17 protein-coding genes are annotated in these 19,202 nt (G+C 56.9%); 4 read left to right on the forward strand and 13 right to left on the reverse strand.

Going from position 1 to position 19,202, the window contains the following annotated elements; translation table 11 throughout:
- Positions 1-135 precede the first annotated feature (135 nt).
- The 4 genes from QQJ86_RS03170 to QQJ86_RS03185 all read right to left on the reverse strand — a co-directional run bounded on the left by QQJ86_RS03170 (position 136) and on the right by QQJ86_RS03185 (position 3,805).
- Complete coding sequence (locus tag QQJ86_RS03170; protein WP_284319453.1) at positions 136-702, reverse strand: glycine zipper 2TM domain-containing protein; 567 nt, start codon at positions 700-702, stop codon at positions 136-138.
- Between the two features lie 457 nt (positions 703-1,159).
- Positions 1,160-2,713, reverse strand: a complete 1,554-nt coding sequence (locus QQJ86_RS03175) for a FecR family protein (RefSeq protein WP_284319454.1) — start codon at positions 2,711-2,713, stop codon at positions 1,160-1,162.
- A 197-nt stretch (positions 2,714-2,910) separates the two neighbouring features.
- On the reverse strand, positions 2,911-3,231 hold the full coding sequence (locus tag QQJ86_RS03180) for a hypothetical protein (RefSeq protein ID WP_284319455.1): 321 nt from the start codon (positions 3,229-3,231) through the stop codon (positions 2,911-2,913).
- An 85-nt stretch (positions 3,232-3,316) separates the two neighbouring features.
- Positions 3,317-3,805 carry a hypothetical protein gene (locus tag QQJ86_RS03185; RefSeq protein WP_284319456.1) on the reverse strand — a complete coding sequence of 163 codons (489 nt, stop codon included), beginning with the start codon at positions 3,803-3,805 and terminating at the stop codon, positions 3,317-3,319.
- 215 nt (positions 3,806-4,020) lie between these two features.
- Between QQJ86_RS03185 and QQJ86_RS03190 the strand changes: the two genes are divergently transcribed.
- Entirely contained in the window at positions 4,021-4,413 is a 393-nt protein-coding gene (locus tag QQJ86_RS03190) for a hypothetical protein (RefSeq protein ID WP_284319457.1), read from the forward strand.
- 77 nt (positions 4,414-4,490) lie between these two features.
- On the opposite strand, the gene QQJ86_RS03195 is transcribed toward QQJ86_RS03190, so the two are convergent.
- The 3 genes from QQJ86_RS03195 to QQJ86_RS03205 form a co-directional block, all read right to left on the reverse strand.
- Positions 4,491-4,694, reverse strand: coding sequence for a hypothetical protein (locus tag QQJ86_RS03195; protein WP_284319458.1), 204 nt, complete (start codon positions 4,692-4,694; stop codon positions 4,491-4,493).
- 95 nt (positions 4,695-4,789) lie between these two features.
- Positions 4,790-7,681, reverse strand: coding sequence for a sensor domain-containing protein (locus tag QQJ86_RS03200; protein WP_284319459.1), 2,892 nt, complete (start codon positions 7,679-7,681; stop codon positions 4,790-4,792).
- 140 nt (positions 7,682-7,821) lie between these two features.
- Complete coding sequence (locus QQJ86_RS03205) at positions 7,822-9,375, reverse strand: esterase/lipase family protein (RefSeq protein ID WP_284319460.1); 1,554 nt, start codon at positions 9,373-9,375, stop codon at positions 7,822-7,824.
- Between the two features lie 452 nt (positions 9,376-9,827).
- On the opposite strand from QQJ86_RS03205, the gene QQJ86_RS03210 reads away from it, so the two are divergent.
- A complete protein-coding gene (locus QQJ86_RS03210) occupies positions 9,828-11,006 on the forward strand; it encodes a class I SAM-dependent rRNA methyltransferase (RefSeq protein WP_284319461.1) in 1,179 nt (392 codons plus the stop codon).
- A gap of 6 nt (positions 11,007-11,012) precedes the next feature.
- Here the strand turns inward: QQJ86_RS03210 and QQJ86_RS03215 are convergent, their stop codons facing one another.
- The 6 genes from QQJ86_RS03215 to QQJ86_RS03240 all read right to left on the reverse strand — a co-directional run bounded on the left by QQJ86_RS03215 (position 11,013) and on the right by QQJ86_RS03240 (position 16,231).
- Positions 11,013-12,026 (reverse strand): sterol desaturase family protein, encoded by a 1,014-nt coding sequence (locus QQJ86_RS03215; protein ID WP_284319462.1) that lies wholly within the window; start codon positions 12,024-12,026, stop codon positions 11,013-11,015.
- Positions 12,027-12,203: 177 nt separating this feature from the next.
- Positions 12,204-12,821, reverse strand: coding sequence for a LysE family translocator (locus QQJ86_RS03220; RefSeq protein ID WP_284319463.1), 618 nt, complete (start codon positions 12,819-12,821; stop codon positions 12,204-12,206).
- Between the two features lie 81 nt (positions 12,822-12,902).
- Positions 12,903-13,706, reverse strand: a complete 804-nt coding sequence (locus QQJ86_RS03225) for an AraC family transcriptional regulator (protein ID WP_284319464.1) — start codon at positions 13,704-13,706, stop codon at positions 12,903-12,905.
- Between the two features lie 90 nt (positions 13,707-13,796).
- Positions 13,797-14,858 (reverse strand): hypothetical protein, encoded by a 1,062-nt coding sequence (locus tag QQJ86_RS03230; RefSeq protein ID WP_284319465.1) that lies wholly within the window; start codon positions 14,856-14,858, stop codon positions 13,797-13,799.
- Positions 14,855-15,481, reverse strand: coding sequence for a cupredoxin domain-containing protein (locus QQJ86_RS03235; protein ID WP_284319466.1), 627 nt, complete (start codon positions 15,479-15,481; stop codon positions 14,855-14,857). Before QQJ86_RS03235 ends, QQJ86_RS03230 begins: the two co-directional genes overlap by 4 nt.
- Positions 15,482-15,802: 321 nt before the next feature.
- Positions 15,803-16,231, reverse strand: a complete 429-nt coding sequence (locus QQJ86_RS03240) for a hypothetical protein (RefSeq protein ID WP_284319467.1) — start codon at positions 16,229-16,231, stop codon at positions 15,803-15,805.
- A gap of 350 nt (positions 16,232-16,581) precedes the next feature.
- Here QQJ86_RS03240 and QQJ86_RS03245 point away from each other — a divergent pair, with 350 nt between their 5' ends.
- Both QQJ86_RS03245 and QQJ86_RS03250 read left to right on the forward strand, forming a co-directional pair.
- Positions 16,582-17,877 (forward strand): MFS transporter, encoded by a 1,296-nt coding sequence (locus tag QQJ86_RS03245; protein WP_284319468.1) that lies wholly within the window; start codon positions 16,582-16,584, stop codon positions 17,875-17,877.
- Between the two features lie 462 nt (positions 17,878-18,339).
- Positions 18,340-18,981: a hypothetical protein gene (locus tag QQJ86_RS03250; protein ID WP_284319469.1), complete on the forward strand. Its 642-nt coding sequence runs from the start codon at positions 18,340-18,342 to the stop codon at positions 18,979-18,981.
- The last annotated feature ends 221 nt before the right edge of the window (positions 18,982-19,202 follow it).

The following is a 19,202-nucleotide window of genomic DNA, read 5'->3' on the forward strand; positions in this document are numbered from 1 at the left end:
CGAAACAAATAACATCAGAGCATTCCTACCTGCTTTGCGTGATGCAAACACGGCTTCATTTCGCAGTGAATCAGCGTCCTTCTCCACTTCGGCGAGGAAGCGTCGCACCGTCAAACTACCTCGAACATGAGCAGTTCACTGCAGCCGAATGTGGCTGCCCGGATCGTGGTCCATTCGCGTGACATGCGTAACACCGTTGTACACATACTTCACGTCGTAGCCGACGATCTCGCTACTCGTTTCATTGACGGTGTTGCATTGATGCTCGACCGTGGACGTCACTTGCGCTTGCTGGTGCGCTGCTTCGATGCGGTTGCCCGCATAACCGCCGCCCACCGCGCCCACCACCGTCGCCACCGTCTGGCCTTTGCCGTGACCCACCATATGGCCGAGCAGACCTCCCGCCACCGCACCGATGGCGGTGCCTGCGATATCGTGCTGATCTTTCGGCGGCTCGGTGTGGTTGACGACGACATCCTGGCAAACCTGCCTTGGATGCTCGACGGTTTTGTGTACGGGCGTTGTGCTGAGCACGTCGCCGTATTCAGGACCGCGGATAACCGGCACAGCAGCCGGCGTTGCGGCCGAGGACGCACCGGCGGTTCCGACGTCCGCAGTTGCATCGCGGTTGCATCCGCCCAGGCCCACCACGAGGACTATCGTCGTGCCCGTAATCAATACATAGCTCAACAGTTTCTTCATTCGCTACTCCTCAATTGTGGAATGCCGTTGCAACAACGAGCCATTCCATGTGCTCTCGTTCGGCAGGCAGGCATCGAACGTTGTTCGCACCCTTGAAAGAAAATCCCTGGCGATCGGGAAACCCCACACCATCCCGATCGCCATTCAGCAACATGGCTGATCCAAGGCAATCGCCGAGGAGGAAACATACGAAACAGCACACATCACAAGCCATGCGATGCCGAAGCATGGTTGCGGGAGGAGTGTCGAGAAGGAGAAGGCGAGCTGCAATCAGAACATTCCTACCGCGATGGCAGCTAAGGTGTCCCACGTTTTTTTGCTTGGTGGGTTCCTTAAAATTTCGAAGCCATGCAAACTCGCCATGATCCTTCAAACTGCCCAAGCGTCATCCCAGCGAAAGCTGGGATGACGAGCAAAAAAGGTGAGGCAGTAAGTTACTGAGACAGTTTTTGCAGCTTTACAACCTGACCTCATCCAGCCTGGTCGTGGTATCTGGACACTGCTGCCCCTTTTGCCGCCTGTCGCAGACCACGGCGGACTTCAAGCTTCCGATCCAGAAATCGACTTGTTCTTTGGTGGGTTTGAACCTGAAAGTTTTCTGCAATACGTAGAAGCTGTCGTTACCCTGGATGATCTTGAACAAAGCGACTTCAGGCTTGCCTGTCGACGGATTGCGCGGGCATTCCATCACCCAAAAGGCATAGGCGTAGCCGTTTTCCGTCCCATTGACAGGCATGGACGTGTCGCTTCCGGCACATAGCTTGGACCACTTTTCCTTCGTGGTAGCCCAGAATTGTTTTTCATCGGTGATCTTCATGCCATGAAGAATTTGGACGCTCAGCATTTCCGTCCAGTGATCCATCGATTCGCCGTTGGGGATATACACCTGTGCACGCAAGTGGCCTTGTACCTGCGTGGTCCCCAACTGATGGCCGGAGGGAAGCCGATAGTAGAGATTCTCACCCGCGAAAGGAGCCGTCCGCGCGATGTGCAGTACGCAGGTACTGTCCATACCCTCCAGCTTCTGCCGATCGACGCCACGCACACGCACGGCATAGTCACCATCCGGCACGTCGGGCAGATCCATTGCTGGCGATGCATCGAGACGATCGAGCAGCAAAGCTTCGAACTTATCGTTGGAGGCCATTTGCATGCGATAGCTCGTGGCATCCTTTATCGGAACCCATGTCACCGCATAAGGCCATCGATCGATGGGCTGCGTCGGGCATTGCACAGCCGGCGCATCCAGCAGCCGTTGCGGCGAACCGGGTTTGGAACCACTAGCAACGGCGACGCCATACTGTTTGGGTACCAGCACGTGGGCATCATCGCCTGCCACATCCACACCACCGGTAAGCACTTCGGTTTGCGATTGTCCCGCATCGGCCGCCACTCGAAAATGCGTGCCGCGCACGCTCGATACAGCGCTTGGTGTTTCCACACTGAAATGCGCACCGACACCCGTCATCGGCGTTACCGTGGCGGAGGCGTGGCCATGCTGTAGGCGCAAGCGCGTATCGACCATGCCGGTTGCGCCATACGCGCTCATGTGATCCAGGACCAGCTCGCTATCGCTTTGCATCAATACGCGCGAACCATCAGCGAATTGCAACGTAAGGCTGGCGTTATCACCCGTGCTTAGCTTGGCGCCATATCCCAGTGTCATGCCGGCTGCCACAGGCGCACGCGATGTCTGGCCGAGTAACTGCACCTGTGCGCTTCCCGCTACGGCCACTACCTGCGCGTCGGCCGGCTGCACGCGCAGCCATTCAATCGGTACACGCAAAATCATGCCGGGCGGCAGACGATGGGGATCGGCAATGCCATTGTAGTCCTGCAGCTTTTGCCACGATACGTCCGGCTTGAGATAACGGCTGGAAAGATCCCAGATGTTGTCGTCCGGCCGAACGCGGTAAACCCAATCGGCCGCCGAGGCGGCACATGCACTCAGGAAAGCCAGCACGAGCGCGGCCAGCCTCACTGATAGATGGCGATGTGGGTGGAAATGCATAGGTAACTCTCTAGCACAAGGGATGTTAGAGCACTTCTGGCCGAGTGTTCGCCAATCTCACCTTAGATATCTACCACACCTTCGAGCATCAGAGGATTCCCAAAAATAACCGGCGACCCCGTCATGACTTCACCGCCATGCTCAAGCGCATCCCCAATGCAGATGAGTACTTCATGCCACTCCCCTGCTGCAATGGATTATTGCCTGGATGGCGACGCCTTGCGATCACGCCTTTCAGCCACTTGCCATGCGCTACCGCGCCAGGCGGCATGCAGGGCGATGAGTGCTGCCAACCCCAGGTAACTGAGCGGATGAGTCAGAAAACGGATCGCCGCGGTCTGCACGCCCCAGGGCGGACCCAGCGTAGCCACACCGAGAGGGATTACGACCAACACCACCCACACAGCCATCTCGAAACGTACTGCAGCGTGATCGTGTCGTCGTAGGGAATGCACCAGCGCATAAACAGCCAGGATGATAGCCAGGAGATTGGCGAGCACCATCATGAAATAAACCATGCGTACCTGTTCCTCTCGAAACCATGACGCTTCTGACCGTGCCGTAGCAGAGCATAAGTTCCATGCCTGCCCCTTCGGATGGCGATCAGTCGTCTTGCAGCACAGACCCGAACGCCTGGTGCAACTTGATGCGAATCAACGTCGTGATGAGAAGAACGACGCTCAATGCCAACGGAACGGTGAGGGTCATGCCGGAAGGCGAATGCACGCATGAAATCATCAGCGAAAGCACCGCGGGAGCCACAATAATCCACCATGGCGTATTGCTGTCGAACCATACGCGGCGAGCTGTCATGCCATAGAGCACGCCAAGTCCCAACGAGCAGCCGAACTCAAGGAGTGAGCGTCCGCCTTCGACGAAATAGATAGCGTCGCCGACAAGATGCGATAACGCGGAATAAGCCAGAATCCCAAAAAGCACCATCAAGATCCTTTCGTCGTGATCCTGCAGTACCTGATGCCGATGAGAATGCGCGACTTCCTCGCGATGACGACAGCCTTTGTGCGTAGGCTTCAGTGACATAGGTCTTTCCCCTTTTTTTATGACCTTACTTGGCTCGAAAAACACTTGCATGCTCCGACGCACTAATTTTGAAGCGACACAAAGCTGTCTTGAATCAGAGAATTCCGACGCTTCGAAAGGATGCGTCAGTGATACGACATGACGCCGATCTACCGATCGTCATGTGTCGAAGCTAGGAATACTCCGATGGCAAAGAGGACTGCGCCGGCCGAATCTACTTGGCAACACGCTTAGCTGCATCACGCGAACTGAAATAAAAAGAAGCGATGAGCACTTCATCCGACACTAGTCGTTTTGACGACGCCGATCTCGCGTTCGGCATGCGCTACGTCAATTTACTTATTGCTGCGCTTATGTTCGCAGTGACTTTGTTCTTCGGGATCGCCCCGCCAATGTTTCTTGCTGGCGCGTTCGCCCTCGGGATGTCATGGCTGCTTATTACGCTTCTGCACTGGAGATATGGCTTCAAAGGAGTGCGCGAGTTGTTCTTCATATTGCTGATCATCGGATCACGTGAACTCGCCAGGCGATACCACATCACGCAAGGCAGCATGTACTGGCAGGGTATGTCGCTAGGGCTGGCATCCCCCTCACTCTTCATTGCCCTGGGTGCCAAGCCCATTCGACGCCTATGCCGGCTTCCCTCCGGCATCGGTTAACAGCACCAAGGCCACACAGCACGCGAAATCTGGAACTTGCCGAGCATCACCGGGGACAGGCATGCAGGCATCGCCACCTACTTCACGCACGAACTCCCCTTCTTCTTTTGCGTCACAGCCACCATGCGCGCATGACAAGCGCCGCACAGGCGTCGACCACGATGATGGAAAATTGGACCGCGCACGAGATGGAGGCTGCTCTGGCAATACCATTCGCCGGTTACGGCCTCCACTCGCAAGCGTTGACGCTTGACCTCGTCTTTATATTTCGTGGTCTTCATGGCGAACGTGCACCTGCAGTCGCATGCAGTATTAGCAGCAGATAACGCTAGCTCCATCAGAGCATTCCGAACGTGCAGCAGTAGCGAAAATCGATTCAGGCAGATCCGACGCCGCTCTGCCCGACAATGCGCCTAGCGCGAAAGTAGCTTTCTACCGCTCGAAACGGCAGCGCTTCCGAAAGGTAGTGCCCCTGCAACCCATCGCACCCTATCTCTGTCAGAAGCATCGCCTGCGCTTCCGTTTCCACCCCTTCGGCCGCGACCTCCATATCCAGCTGGTGCGCAAGCATCACGATGGTGCGGGCGATAGCGGCATCCCTGCTTTCACCGGGCAGGTGACGGACAAAGCTCTGGTCGATCTTCAGCTTGTCGAGCGGAAACAGGCGCAGATACGAAAGACTGGAATACCCCGTGCCAAAATCATCCAGCGAGAGACGTGTGCCAAGATTCTTGAGGCTGGCCAGTGTGTGCCGAGCGCGTGTCACGTCCTCCATGACAGAGCTCTCCGTCATTTCGATTTCCAACATGCATGCAGGCACCGCGTGTCGCTGCAGAGCTTCCTTCACTCGCTCTGCGAGACCGGAGCGCTTGAGTTGCTGTGCCGATACGTTGATGGCGACGATGAAATTGCTGTGTCCCTGATCGAGCCACATGCGCATCTGCTGGCAGGCAGTATTGAGCACCCAATTGCCGATCTCCGGCATGAGTCCGAGCGCTTCGGCGATCGGGATAAATCGCCCGGGCAGCAAGAACCCCAGCCGCGGACTGTTCCAGCGCAACAACGCCTCGAAACCCGTCAATGCCAGATCCGTGGCCCGGTGTTGGGGCTGATAATAGAGCTCCAATTCGCCGCGCTTTACGGCATCCCGCAAATGAGATCCGAGCGTAACCCGATCTTCCAGTTCGATCATTTGCGCACGGGTAAGCTCTGCAACCTGATCCCGCCCCTCGCGCTTGGCCTGGATCATCGCCGCTTCGGCTCGACGCAGCAGTTCCTCCGGCGTGCGTCCGTGATCCGGGAATCGACTGATGCCTACGCTGGCTGTAAGCAGCAGACGATAATTCTCGCCCTCAAGCGGTTCGGCAATGACTGTGCGCAACTTCTCCGCCATAACACGTGTACTGACAGAATCGAGCCCGATGACGGCTATGACGAATTGGTCTCCGGCAAAACGCGCCACGTGTCCCAGATTTTTTACGACCGATTCGAGACGAACGGCGAGGCACTTGAGTACGTCATCCGCAGCCAGATGGCCGACCGATTCGTTGACGACGCGAAAGCGGTCCAATCCAATCGCGAAGACGGAAACAGGTGGAGCCCCGTCATGCAGAGTCTTGCCCAACTCCTGTTCGAACAATGGATGATTCGGAAGCCCCGTGATGGCATCGTGCGATGAAGCGTAAACGAGGCTCGCCTCCATCTGGCGACGTTCGGTGATATCGCGCGCGACGGCGTAGACCAATCCGTCCGGCGCAGCAAAGGACATCCACTCCAGCACACATTCCTTGCCGTCCCTGCATGCACAACCGCTGACAAACTCGTGAATGCTGTGCCCCGCTTCGTTGAATAACGGCTCTCCCCTTTCGGTGTGAAATAGCTCGCGATAGCTTCGACTGGCGAGTTCCTCAGTGGAATACCCTGTAAGCCGCTGCAGGAACGGATTGAACTGGACCAATCGCTCGGTCGCTGGATCGATGATGCAGAACAACTCCAGCGACATTTCAAAGAAGCTGTCGCGCACACGAAGGCGGTTGACCAGGCGCGCGCTTTCGATGGCGACGCCGGCGACCGGCACCATTCGATCGATGCTCTCGAGTTCTTCCTGCTGAGGTTCGCGCTGTTCGCGGTAATACACCGCGAAGGTGCCGAGCACTTGTCCGCCGCTGCCGAAGATGGGTGTGGACCAGCACGCCAGGAGCCCATATGCCAGCGCAAGCTGCTTGAATTCTTCCCAATAGGGATGGGTGGCAATGTCTGCCACGACGACGCGTTCGCGGCGCCAGGCCGCCGTTCCGCAGGAGCCGCGCTTGTCGCCGATGGTCAATCCGTTCAAAGCAGCGTTATAGGCGGCGGGAAGACTCGGGGCAGTACCGTGAAGCACGTAGCTCCCGCTTTCATCCAGCAGCAAAATGGAGCACAACGCGCCGGGATTGAGTTCTTCGTGCAAGCGTGCAATCCGCTCCAGGCTTTCCGAGAGCGCACGTTGCGCGGCCACGCCCACCAGAATGTCATGCTGTCCTACGGCAAGCTGTTGCGCACGTTTACGGTCGGTAATGTCTTGGCAGGTACCAAGCATGCGAATCGGCTGCCCGCCGTCATCCACGTGGACCACTCCACGGCTGAACAAAGTGCGCTCGACACCGTCCGGGTGAACGATGCGCTCTTCGAATTCGTAGGGCTGATGGTCCGCAAGCGACTGCTTGATGATACCCATGACTCGCGCACGATCGTCTTCACGTACGCGAGCCAGATAGCCTTCGAATGTCGCCTCGTGCTCGCCGGGGGATATCCCATAGATACGATAAAGCTCGTCGGACCACGTTACGCGGTCGGTAGCAATGTCCCACTCCCAGCTGCCGAGATGAGCAATCTCTTGCGCGCGGGAAAGAACTTGCTGCTCATGTTGCTGTGTTTGGTTGGCCAGCTTTTGCTCGGTGATGTCTCGAAAATAAATCGTCGCACCATCACCTGCTGGATAAATGCGGTATTCGAGCCATCGTTGGCGAGACGGAACCAGGATGCTTAACGATACCGCCGCCTGGCTCTTCACGGCTCTTTCACATGCCTGACAGACGGTCTGACCGATGCCATCTGGAAATTCGGTCCCTACGCGCTTGCCGATAAGGTCCTTGGCATTGCGCCCCAGCAATGCATAGGCCTGGCTATTCAAATAGGTATAACGCCATTGCTCGTCGACCGCGGCGAGCGCCTCGGAAATGCGTTCAAAGACCTGGACCGGGTCGAAACCCCAGGATGAGGTGCTCATAGCACGATCGCATTTCCCAAAAAGGCCCGATTTTTAGTTGAGATTACGCTGCCGATGGCGATGGCCGCAATGCTTTGCAACTACGCAAAGAAATTCTCTCTGTTCCTCGTCTGCCGCGTTTTATTCGACCAAGCACTCGACTAAGGCACCGTACTACTCACAACATCGTGCGCATTGCCGTGCTCGCGCAAAATTTTCAGCACGTCCGCAATCGCGTCCGGCCTGTTTGGCACTTTGTGATCGGAGCGAACGATCAATGTCGTCGTGGAACCTGGCAGCAGTGCGCTGCTCAAGGGTACGTAGCCATCTCCAGGTGGCTTTACACCTGGAAGAACACCGGCAATTGTGTCGTAGCGCACGCCGGCCGCGGGCATCAGCTTCTCATCCGCAAGCGTGACGGGCTCGTCGGGTCGCAAGCTGGTGATGCTGGTGATGTGGCCTGTCTGAAGAATGGATTGGATCGCCGGTTGAATGGATTTTGGGTTCTGGACGACGATGCGCATGAGCCCCGCCATCTCTTCGATATGCCGCCATGCCAACAGTCCCACCAGGCGCCCTAGCAATCCTTCCGCCGCGGGGCTTCCGCGCTGCGGCGCGGCCATAAAGATGATCTCGTCGACGCCTGGGTACGGCGTGAACTGGAAAACGTTCTTGAGTGTGGTCAGATCGCTCGCATCGGCATGCAGGCTGTCCATAGGTGCCGTAAAAGCCGCGCTCCATACCTCTGGCGTACTTTGTGCGCACAGCAGTCGCGCAATCACGCCACCCATGCTGTGCCCGATCAGCACGACACCTTGTCGTGCCGGCGCGCGACCATCCGGATCAAGAACACGCCAGGCTTCGTCTATGTAGTGCTGCACACGATAACGCTCCACCAGCAGCGGTGCGTTGCTCTGATAAACGATGTGCCAGATCTGGTAGCGCCGATGCAGTTCGGGATCGCCCATGATCGCGTTGCTCAATCGCGCCCAGATCAATGGGCTTCCTGCAACACCATGAATCATGATGATGGGGGTCTTATTAGGGTCGTAGTCGTCCAGAAGAAACAGCCCCGACCGCTTCCCTACTTCCGCACCGCCGATCATGCCCCACCATGCCAGCCGCCTCAGGCGCGTTTGTTCCAGCAGCTGCGCATAGGGTGCCGATACATCCTCGGCAAGTTCATAGCGATTAGTACCCGCCACGTGTTCGGGTTGAAGTACGGGGTTCTGCAATACCAGAACAGGTGCGTCGTCATGAGCGCCGGCGCCGGATGGCGCTTCCAGCCACATGGTTGCGGGTCGAAAAACACCCTCCGGCGGATAAAGACGGCAGATGGGCCGATCGGAACACGGCAATGCAAACACCACGAGCGGCACGCCAAAACCGGCACGGTGGTGGCGAACGCCGTCGAGAGGGTCCATCGGTACCTGGTCAGCGGGTTCCAGGTAGACGCTTTTGGCAAGGCTATCGGGCATACCTCGAAATTCAACGCGGATGGCGATGCCTCCAAGGAATGACTTTCCCATCGTCACGTCGATAGGGCCACCTTGCGCCACCCGATCGAAGAAAGCGCGACTGCATTGCGTCGCAAGCAACCCAGCTGCCGTTTTGGTCGCCGCTTGTTCGGCGGCCATGGCATCGTGCGCCAGCATGGCGCAGTGTAGCCACGCATTCGTTTGAGCTTGTGCCGACTGCCCGCGAATGGCTTCCACCTCTCGCGCCTGAGCTTTCTCAAGCAGCGCCTCGGCAGAAGAATGTCCCCCACCTGTCGACGCACAACCAGCCAAACACGCCGCCCACACCATCCATCCGATGCATGCGAAAGCTCGCACGACTGACAGCCTGCGAGATATGCGGCCATGTTGTGCACGATCCGCCATCATCCAACTTTCTCCGTACCCGAAGAATGCGCATCCACGGCTTGCGATTGTCGACCGCTCGTCGTCACCCGCCGCCCTCTTGCGGAGTGCGAGCGGTGTAGCGGACTTAAGTCTACGCCGCGGCGGCAGAAACCCTAAGCAAATAAGGTTGCGAATTTACGGCGGCCTTGCGCCGATTTTTGCGACAATTCCCACCTGCCCTTCAGTGGATCGCACAGAAGCGTCACCCTAGAACGAGATCGGGCAGGCGGCGCTGAGTGTCATAGCATTTTGGAATCGTCATCGTGCATGTCGTAAAAATCAAACCTGCCCGCGAAAAATCCGCGTTGCACCGGCATCCCTGGTTATTTTCCGGCGCACTGGCACCCTTGGCAGATACGCCAACATCAGGCGAAACGGTCAAGGTGCTCGATAGCAGCGGTCGCTTTCTTGGCTGGGCGGCATGGAGCGGCGAATCGCAGATACGCCTGCGCTTCTGGAGTTTCGACGAGCGCGAAACCATCGATCGAGACTTTTTTCGACGCCGTTTGAGCCGAGCCATACAGCTACGCGCCGGCATGGATCGCGCGAGCGACGCCATGCGCCTGGTGAATGGCGAATCGGATGCCCTCCCCGGCCTGATCGTCGATCGCTATGGCGAGGTATTGGTGTTGCAGTTGCTCTCGGCCGGCCCAGAAGCCTGGCGCGAGGTCCTTTGCGACGAACTACAAGCACTCACCGGCGCGCGAGCGATCTACGAGCGCTCCGACGCAGATGTGCGAGAACTCGAAGGGCTACCGCTACGCAGCGGCCTATTGCGCGGCGAACTGCCGACAGTTACCGACATCACCGAACATGGTCTTCGCTATCGCGTCAATGTAGCGGCAGGCCAAAAGACGGGTTTCTATCTTGACCAACGCGCCAATCGGCAACGCATAGGCGGCTTGGCACGTGGTGCAGATGTACTGAACTGCTTCTGCTATACGGGTGGTTTTTCCCTGGCCGCCCTGCGTGGGGATGCGCGCTCGGTGCTGTCGGTAGACAGCTCCGGCGACGCCCTCGATGCAGCACGCGTCAATCTCGGCTTGAATGATCTGTCCAGCGAACGCGCTGAATGGGTGGAGGCTGACGTCTTTCAATACTTGCGGCTGCTGCGCGACAAAGCACAAAGCTATGACCTGATCGTGCTCGATCCACCGAAATTCGCCCCTACCGCACAGCATGTTGAACGCGCCTCGCGTGCGTACAAGGACATCAACCTGTGGGCCATGAAACTGCTACGGCCAGGCGGTCACCTCGCCACCTTTACCTGCTCCGGCGGCATGAGCGCAGAATTGTTCCAGAAGGTCGTGGCAGGCAGTGCTTGGGATGCAAAAGCCGACATGCAACTGATCGAGCGATTCACCGCGGACGTCGATCACCCCGTATCACTTAATTTTCCGGAAGGCGATTACTTGAAAGGATTGCTCTTGCGGAAGGTCTAGGAAGTTCTAAATGCCAGCCTCTGCATGCGTTCCAGATCTCTGTTGCATCTGCAGCGCCTCCTTGGCGGCTTTCGCAGTGTGGTGGTTGCCGTCATGGCTCCAACCTGGCGGCATGACAAGGTAAAGCAGCTTGTTGCCTATTCCAGGTGCATACCATACGTCTCGCCCTAACAACCAGAATTCACCCAGGTAGGCATCAAGCACGCTGTAAGGTTTTACCGGCCGGGTGATGCCGTATTCAATCTGGACATCCTCATGCACTTCCATGTAAGTGCCGAAGACGCGATCCCAGATCGGTAGCAGGTTGCAGAAATTAGTATCCATGTAAAGCACGTTGCGTGCGTGGTGAACACGATGGTGCGAGGGCGTCAGCACCACACGATAAAACACACCAAGCTTCCCCTTCGGCAGCACATTCTCGCCGAGGTGGATGAGGCTGCCCCAGAAGCTATCGATGATCACGATCAGGACCAGGAGTGGCGGACTCACTCCCAGCAACATGCAGATGCTTGTGCGCACAAAGTCGGCATAGGCGCCTTCCAGAAATATGTGCGCGAAGTTCACCGACAGATTCATCGCAACCGGCGCATGGTGAGTGGAATGCAAGCACCACAGCAGGCGTACTTTGTGTGCCAGGAAGTGATACACGAAATGCGCCAGCTCCCATGCCACGTAGCCGTAAAGCAATCCGTACCAAGTGAGCCCGGCCTGGAACGGCGCAAAGCGATTGAACAAGCCGACACAGAAGCCAACCATGGCGATGGTGAGAAAGTTGCCGATGAAACGGTTCAGCACCATCGTTAAAAGTGGAACTTGGTAATCCTCGCGCTTGGTCCGACGCAGCACGATGCCGCGCACGAGTTCGAATACCAACAGCAGCGGGATGATGGGGGCGATCGCGTTACCGAAGCCGTCTACCGTGAGCAGGCTCCGATAGTCGCCGGAGGCGAACATCTTCAGCAAAGGGTCTAGGCCAAAAAAGCCCATCAGCTGATCGCGGATCCAACTCAAGATATCCATGGCAGCCCTCCCCGGCGGCGTCTGTAGGATGGCTTTGGCGGTACATGGGATCACCAGTCCTCAGTGCCCAATTTGTCACGATCTAAATGGCTGTGCAAGTGCACTTTCGGGTAAATGGACAACCCACGCGACGTGCATGTCGCCTCTGTCCTTGCAACGAGCAACTCCAATCTTCGATTACGCCCTGCTGGAAGAAAGAACCAGCTTCAGGCTCAACGCGACAAAACCGACGGCAAAAATACGCCGCAACCAACTCGTGACCTGCGGGCGTGCAAGCACGTGCGTGCGCATGAACGATGCAAACACGCCATAGACCATGAAGACCACCAGCGTCATCAACATGAAGACCGCACTGAGTGCCAGCATATGCATCACGGGCGCCGGATCACTCTTGGCGATGAACTGCGGCAGAAAAGCCAGAAAGAAGATCGGCAACTTCGGATTGAGCAGATTGAGGAGGATGGCCGAGACGATGATCCTTAAAGGCGATCGTGCCGCAACTTCTTTGCTGGGGTCGAACGCGCTCCGATCGCGCAGCGTGCTCCATGCCATGTACAGCAAATAGGCGGCGCCCAGGTACTTCAATAGCTCGAAGGCAAACGCGCTGGTACGAAAGAGCGCCGCAAGGCCTAGTACGGCAACCGTCATGTGCGGCACCGCGCCAAACGCGCAACCGACAGCCGCCAACAGACTGGCGCGCGTGCCGCGCGACAATCCGGTTGAGACGGTGTAGAGCACACCGGTTCCTGGTGAGGCTACTACCAGAAGCGAAGTGAGAAAGAATGCGGCGTTCATGGCCGACACCTGCTGGGCGGGAAAGGCGACGATGACCATCGCAAACCCGGCCAAGCACCGTCTTGAAGAATATTGCGGGCCCTAGACGATCGCTGCCTGATACCGCGCCGGCGTAATGCCTAACTGGCGAACGAAAGCACGGGTGAGATGACTCTGATCGGCAAATCCGCTCAGCAACGCAGCTTCCGCGATCGATTGCCCCTGTGCCAGATATCGCCGAGCCAATCGCACTCGAAGTTGGATACGGTAGGCATGCGGCGTCGTTCCCATGTCGCGCATGAAACCGCGGATCAGTTGAAAGCGACTCATGTCGCAGGAAGCTGCCAGTGCAGACAAGGACGTAGCCGCATCCGGTTCGGCCTCAATCCATTCGACTGCTCGTGCGATAGCGGGGGATGTACGCGGCAATGGCGGGCCGCTCATGCGATGACGCTGCACGACACGCGCTAAGCAGGCAAGCAAGAGTTCCTCTGCGTCATCGCATGCTGCTGTCGCAGGTTCAAGCGCGCCCAGCAGCTTCATCACCTCACCCGCCAAGGATGGGTCATGCACTACGGGCTGAAACATCACGTCGCTGCCACTGAGCTCATCCGCCAGCTCGCGAACTAATAAGCGAGGTTCGAGATAAAGCATATGCCATTCGCGTGCGCCTCCGATCGGTGAGCCATCATGCATCTCACCCGGACTCACCATGATCACGTCACCTGCTGCGGACTCCACCGTCCCTGCTCCACTCCAGGACTTCTGGGCACCGGCAGTGATGACGCCAATACCGTACTGATCGTGCGCATGACGGGGAAAGGCGTGCTCGCTACGCGAAGACAAGGCTTCCACGCCCGATAGACAGGATCGACGCGGAATGACTTGGTGGGTTTTCTCAGTCAATTGGCCACCTCAGGTGACTTCCGAATGATTGTCACTCATCGATTCGGAAATCACCAGAACATGTGTTGCCAGCCATAAAACGGCTGCAAATCAGTGACCGCCTATCTTCAGTATCTGATTGAAGTTCTCGCAAATACGCGTCACGAGCGCGCTTCCTCTTGCTCGAAGTACCAAGGTGTGGTCGCCTTTGGCAGCACGGTCAAGCACATCCAGAATCTGGTCGAGTGGCCGCCACGTACGCCACCACTGCGCAACAATCAGGATGGTGATAACCACGCCAAACAGCACGATGCTGCTGATCAGTAGGAGTTCGCTCTTTCCGAAGGCATGGTCATCGGTCGTATCCACCGCCACCATGGCGAGGTCGAGGCCCGACACGTGAACGGGCGTAACCCAAATCTGAAAGCCGCGTTGATCGCCACGAATAATCAGCGGCCCTCCCCCGCTACGCGCGAGGGCCATGACATCAGCCGCCCGCGCACTTAGCATGTTCTGCAAAGTCACATCCACGCCATTGCTGAATGCTGCAACGATTGAGGGAGATGTCATCAACGCTACGTCGCTACGCGACAGCCCGCTGACTCGCTGAGAAAACAATTGCGTGGCTTGGTTCGCCGTGACAAGCAAACCTTTCAGCGCATTGGCTTGCGTCAGCGGGGACACCACCACCCAATACAACACGCCATCCTGAAACCACGCGCCCCTGGAAGCAGCACCGTTCTTCATGGCTTCCGCAACCAACGGATCGTGCGCGATGCTGTCACTGCTCTTGGCTAGCACGCCCGATTGGCTCACAAGGTTTCCCTGCGCATCCAATACCATCGCCACGTCGTAACCTTGCCGACGCTCGCCCAGAAGATCCGTAATCGATAGCTTGTCGATCGCACCGCCTCTCGTCGGATTCGGAGTCAGCGACTGAGCGACGTATTCGACAAAATCGCGATCCGATGCCAGCATCTGCGCCCGCAGGGCAAGCTGCTCAAACTCGGATTTCTGCAGCTCCTGCTCGATCAACCCAGCTTGCTGCATTCTCTCCAACTGGAAGGAATGCGTCGCCTGCTTAAAGAGCGCATTTGCACCAAGCGCAGCTGCGAACGTCAGCACTGCCACGATGAGCACGCCGCGAAACAAAAAGGCATTGGAGGGCTTCATCGTATCTGGCCCGCATTAAGCTCAGTAGCCACGGCAGGCTTCACCGCCACCAACTGCCGCGTCAGGTCCGTGACAGGTACGCTTATGCGTGATTGAACAAGACCAACGCGAGGATTCCAGAAATAGAGCTGGCCAGCCCCTTTGGGTAATCCGCGCAGCACGAAATGGCCGTCTGTATCGACTTGCGATATGTAAGGCGTTGGCACTACCAACAAATCCAGTTCCATCGAGCGATGTACGCTGCATCCGATCAGAACCAAGCCAGCATGCGTAAACGGATGGGATATCGACTGTCCCGATGCCTGGAACTGAAAGTCGAAGGTCGAATTGGGCGTTGCCGAATAGAGGTTATGCAGCAATTCGTCCAGATTGGTAAAGGTGACGGTGCTTCCTACCGGAACGGCCATGGCTGCGGGGCGAAAGTCATGCTTGACGGTATAGACCGAAAAGTGACCGGGCTTGACGTGCACTCGTCCTTTCGCCGGAACGAAGTACACCAACGTGTTCGGAATGTCGCTGGCATCCACACTCTGACCGGGTCCGGCGGACAGAACGACACGTCCGGTTACTTCAGACGATTGATCAGTCGCTGATGAACCCGACGCATGAGATACCGATGACATAAGCGCCCACGCCAAACAGGCGCACCACCATGTTGCGCGCGGCTTCGCCGCAAATCGAGCAGTCGTTAACATCAATGCCCCCTGTTGCATTGCTTGACTGTGAGCTACCACTATCGATCCGCGCAAAATCGCGCGATCGCCATATCCGCAAGATTTCACCCGCCCCTGACCCGCATGTCTTCGTGCGAGCGACACCCAGAATGCTGTCTTCAAAGCACGTAGCTGTCTTATTAGGACAGCCGCAATAGGCATTCGTCTAATTGATTGTTCGAATAGAAATGATAGGTGTCTTCTATACAGACAGCGTATTAAAGAATGATTTCAATCCTGCGTTATCCATTCCTTCTTGCGACGCGTTTGATAGGCCAGCAAGTCAGGTCTTTCGCAGTCAATCGTTTCTATATAGATGTTTCTTTCGTCCCACATGATTTCCATGTCATACAGGCAAAACGAATAGCGCTCAGACTGCTCGACCCAGCCATCGCTCGTCAGCACCGACACCGAAGTGAACAGCTCGTTGCCGTTTCCCCACCAGCAGACGACCAGATAAAGCATGGTTGCGCCTTTATGGAAAATCGAAAAATGCGGCGTTTGCGGCCAGCTGATAGAGCACGAGACCTTTACTTGTCTCAAGCGATCGTAAAAAGGCTTTCTATCGACAGGCGCAGCATCCACGGAAACCGTGTAGATCTTGGCGCTGTCCTCATCTTGCCAGGTCGGTGAGCTGCGGATGGTGCGTGGAATGTACATGGGGGCCCCGTAAGTTGCGGGTAAAGACTACGTCATTTCCCAAGCCGCCTACGGTCGACCGGAAAAAAACACTTCAAGAAAACGGGTTACCTGTTCCGTGACATCGAAATTTTTCAAGAATATTCAACGCTACCGATTCGTCATCCCAGCGAAAGCTGGGATGACGACGGTTCCAACCATTCCTGGAAGGTGGACAGAAACTTTTCCGGGACAGCATTGCCGCGCCGCTCCAATCTGACGCTGCCGATCACGCGTTGGCACACAGATTTGAAACAAAAGGCGCCGATTATTCTCCCTGGTGCGCCGGAATGCCTCGGGCGTCTTTTCATTACCTGAGAATTTCATACACAGTGGCCGCCGTTGATATCGAAGAAACGACAGAGCGGTTACCGGGTCCGAGCTTTGCCGCCATTTACAGCTTGGCGCACGTCGGCAAGAGTCTGTTCTGGCACGCAAGCGAGCTGCTGTTCGGTTATTTCCTCACCGAAATCTGTGCGCTGCCGCCACGGCTGACGGGCCTGATCCTTGGCGGATCGCTCTTGCTCAGCGCGTACGTAGATCTGTGCGTTGGCCGTTATCTTGCGCGTTCGGTCACCGGCATCGCTAGCGCGGGACGCGTTCAATGGTTAGGCGCAATGACGAGCTGCCTAACCTTCGCCCTCTTCGGTTTTTCCAACCTGGTACGAATGGAAGTACGTTTTGTCTTCGCATTGATCAGCATCGTCGCGTTCCGGATTGCATATGCGTTCCTGGACAATCCACAGAACGCCATGCTGGCTTTGGCCAGCCACGATGACAAATCACGCACGCACTTGTCGTCTTTGCGTTACATATGCGGCGGCGTGGCCAACCTTGTCATTGTCATCATCTTTGCGACCACACTGAGAAGAGAGCTGCACGACATGTATCCGGCCGACTTTGCTTTGGCGGCCGTGGCAATCGCCGCAATCGGCGCAGTGTCTTCGTATCTGCTCTGGCAGCACTTGCGGCGCCATGCGATCAACACGGAGATCGATCACGTGGAAGCGCCACCCGAGGCACTGGTTGCTACGCCTCGAATACGTCAATGGCCCATCTTGCTTGGCATGTTCCTGATCTCCATAGCCAGCTCGCTCATCGGGCGGCTCCAACCGTACGCAGCCACCTACCAATTGACCGGTGCCTTTCAGGGTAGCGCGTGGATGGCGTGTATTGCCATCGGCATGACTGTGTCGCAGCCGTGCTGGCGCTACGCCGCAAACCGCCACTCACTCGTATGGGCACTGCGTGCCGCAACAGTGGTTTTCTTCGCGGGCAGCTTGTCGTTCGATGTTATCGCCCGGCAAGGCATCGTCGGAAGTGCGCTGAGTGGACTGCTTTACGGCTGTGGTTGCGGAGGCATGCTGATGAGCCTATGGGCGCTGGCTGCCGCATCCGTTCGTAACGACAAGGCTTCAACCAGTGCTACCGCCACGTTTGGCATGCTTACTTTCAGCTCAAAACTTGCGCTGGCCTGCGCTGCACTGGGCGTTGGGGAATTTCTGGCGCGCTTGCATTACCAGTCACCAGATGGCCATGGCATCGTAGTTTTCATGAGCTGGGTTCCTGCAGCCAGCGCAGCTGCATGCTTCGTGCTGTCGTATTTTCTTTGCGAAAAAACTTCGTAGGTTGGGGTGCAAACCATACGAAGGCGCAGCCGCACAGATTTTGACGAAGTCTTCACTTTTCGTCGATTGATTTTGGCGGCACATGAAACGTAATCTCGCCGTTGGGGTGAGCTAACAATGGACCGCGTATCGAACTTCAGGGGAGCATGGTCGCTCGAGTAGCCAATGATCATTATCGCTTGCAGTAGCAGTGATGATGTCAACTTATGCCCGTGCAAACGTTACTTTTGTGCACTGTGCCGGCCCTACAGATTTGATGCGTCCAATCCATGGAAGTTGCATTTTTCGACACTCTAAGTACCGCATATAGCCAAGCTTGGCTCGGAAAAACGTTTCAAGCAAGCAGAAACAAATGAGCAGACACCAATGTCCGAAGCAGGCATTGGCATCCTGTGCAGGAAAGTAGCTTCCCTTCTGGCGACGGTGGATCATCCATTGCACTGAATTGAGGAGGAATCGGTCATGTTGGGCCTCATACCCAATCCCGCAGTTGGCAATTTCCAGGGGCATTATCAACAGGCGCTTGCCTACCTGCGCCGCTCCCAGTTTGCCAGCCAGATCATCCAGGACCTGGAAAACGCGCCGCAACACATTGGCATCTTGGTTCAAGCCAATGGCGGGTCGGAATACATTCCGCCTTACAGAAATAGATGTCCACACTATCTGGACGGCGGCCTTATCGTGTGGAACTACACAAGCACCATGAACACTACCGACTTCGCCAGCAACGATCCTCGCCTGGGGCCAAACGAGCCGCATCGGCAGGATGCTCCGTGGCTAAGGGAGCAGAGTTGGGGAGCATGGCTGATGGAAGGCGTCTTTGGCCCGCGCACGCGAGTAGGACAGCTCTCAGAAGCCATGGGCTTGCTGCATGAGATGGGGCACGCCATGCAATATCTTACTGATGCAGCGGGCTTTCAGAATCTGGACGCCAACAATCTGATGGAGCTGGAGAATCTAAACGTCTCCGCCATAGAGGCCACCGTGGCGCAAGAGCTGAGATCGGCTGGGGCGAATGAAGGCATTCGCTGGGACTATCAGCACCAAGGGCATTATCCCGGCGGCAATGCATGGCCGAACTGGCTGAGATGGATCCACGAGTGAATGCCACTGGGGATGGCACAGATGGATGCATCTGGCCGCCGATAACAAGTGGCGTTCGCGCCGGCTCCATCACGCCATAAACCAACCCCTCTCCCCTTTTTAGGAGAGGGTTAGGGTGAGGGGCTGGGCTTGCAGGGAACTTGCCTGGGTGTGGACAAGTTTTCGCCCGTTGAATCTTGCAGCGCTAAAACCACCGCGCAAGATTCGCCCCTCACCCTGCC

This window comes from Dyella acidisoli, assembly GCF_030160295.1.
In the GTDB taxonomy this organism is placed as follows: Bacteria; Pseudomonadota; Gammaproteobacteria; order Xanthomonadales; family Rhodanobacteraceae; genus Dyella_B; species Dyella_B acidisoli.

What these genes read in the sequence shown, in the direction of transcription:
- QQJ86_RS03170 (WP_284319453.1), bottom strand. Translation starts at nt 702, where the DNA reads ATGAAGAAACTGTTGAGCTATGTATTGATTACGGGCACGACGATAGTC.
- QQJ86_RS03235 (WP_284319466.1), bottom strand. Translation starts at nt 15,481, where the DNA reads ATGTCATCGGTATCTCATGCGTCGGGTTCATCAGCGACTGATCAATCG.
- QQJ86_RS03190 (WP_284319457.1), top strand. Translation starts at nt 4,021, where the DNA reads ATGAGCACTTCATCCGACACTAGTCGTTTTGACGACGCCGATCTCGCG.
- QQJ86_RS03220 (WP_284319463.1), bottom strand. Translation starts at nt 12,821, where the DNA reads ATGAACGCCGCATTCTTTCTCACTTCGCTTCTGGTAGTAGCCTCACCA.
- QQJ86_RS03180 (WP_284319455.1), bottom strand. Translation starts at nt 3,231, where the DNA reads ATGGTTTATTTCATGATGGTGCTCGCCAATCTCCTGGCTATCATCCTG.
- QQJ86_RS03250 (WP_284319469.1), top strand. Translation starts at nt 18,340, where the DNA reads ATGTTGGGCCTCATACCCAATCCCGCAGTTGGCAATTTCCAGGGGCAT.
- QQJ86_RS03195 (WP_284319458.1), bottom strand. Translation starts at nt 4,694, where the DNA reads ATGAAGACCACGAAATATAAAGACGAGGTCAAGCGTCAACGCTTGCGA.
- QQJ86_RS03240 (WP_284319467.1), bottom strand. Translation starts at nt 16,231, where the DNA reads ATGTACATTCCACGCACCATCCGCAGCTCACCGACCTGGCAAGATGAG.
- QQJ86_RS03175 (WP_284319454.1), bottom strand. Translation starts at nt 2,713, where the DNA reads ATGCATTTCCACCCACATCGCCATCTATCAGTGAGGCTGGCCGCGCTC.
- QQJ86_RS03200 (WP_284319459.1), bottom strand. Translation starts at nt 7,681, where the DNA reads ATGAGCACCTCATCCTGGGGTTTCGACCCGGTCCAGGTCTTTGAACGC.
- QQJ86_RS03185 (WP_284319456.1), bottom strand. Translation starts at nt 3,805, where the DNA reads ATGCAAGTGTTTTTCGAGCCAAGTAAGGTCATAAAAAAAGGGGAAAGA.
- QQJ86_RS03230 (WP_284319465.1), bottom strand. Translation starts at nt 14,858, where the DNA reads ATGAAGCCCTCCAATGCCTTTTTGTTTCGCGGCGTGCTCATCGTGGCA.
- QQJ86_RS03215 (WP_284319462.1), bottom strand. Translation starts at nt 12,026, where the DNA reads ATGGATATCTTGAGTTGGATCCGCGATCAGCTGATGGGCTTTTTTGGC.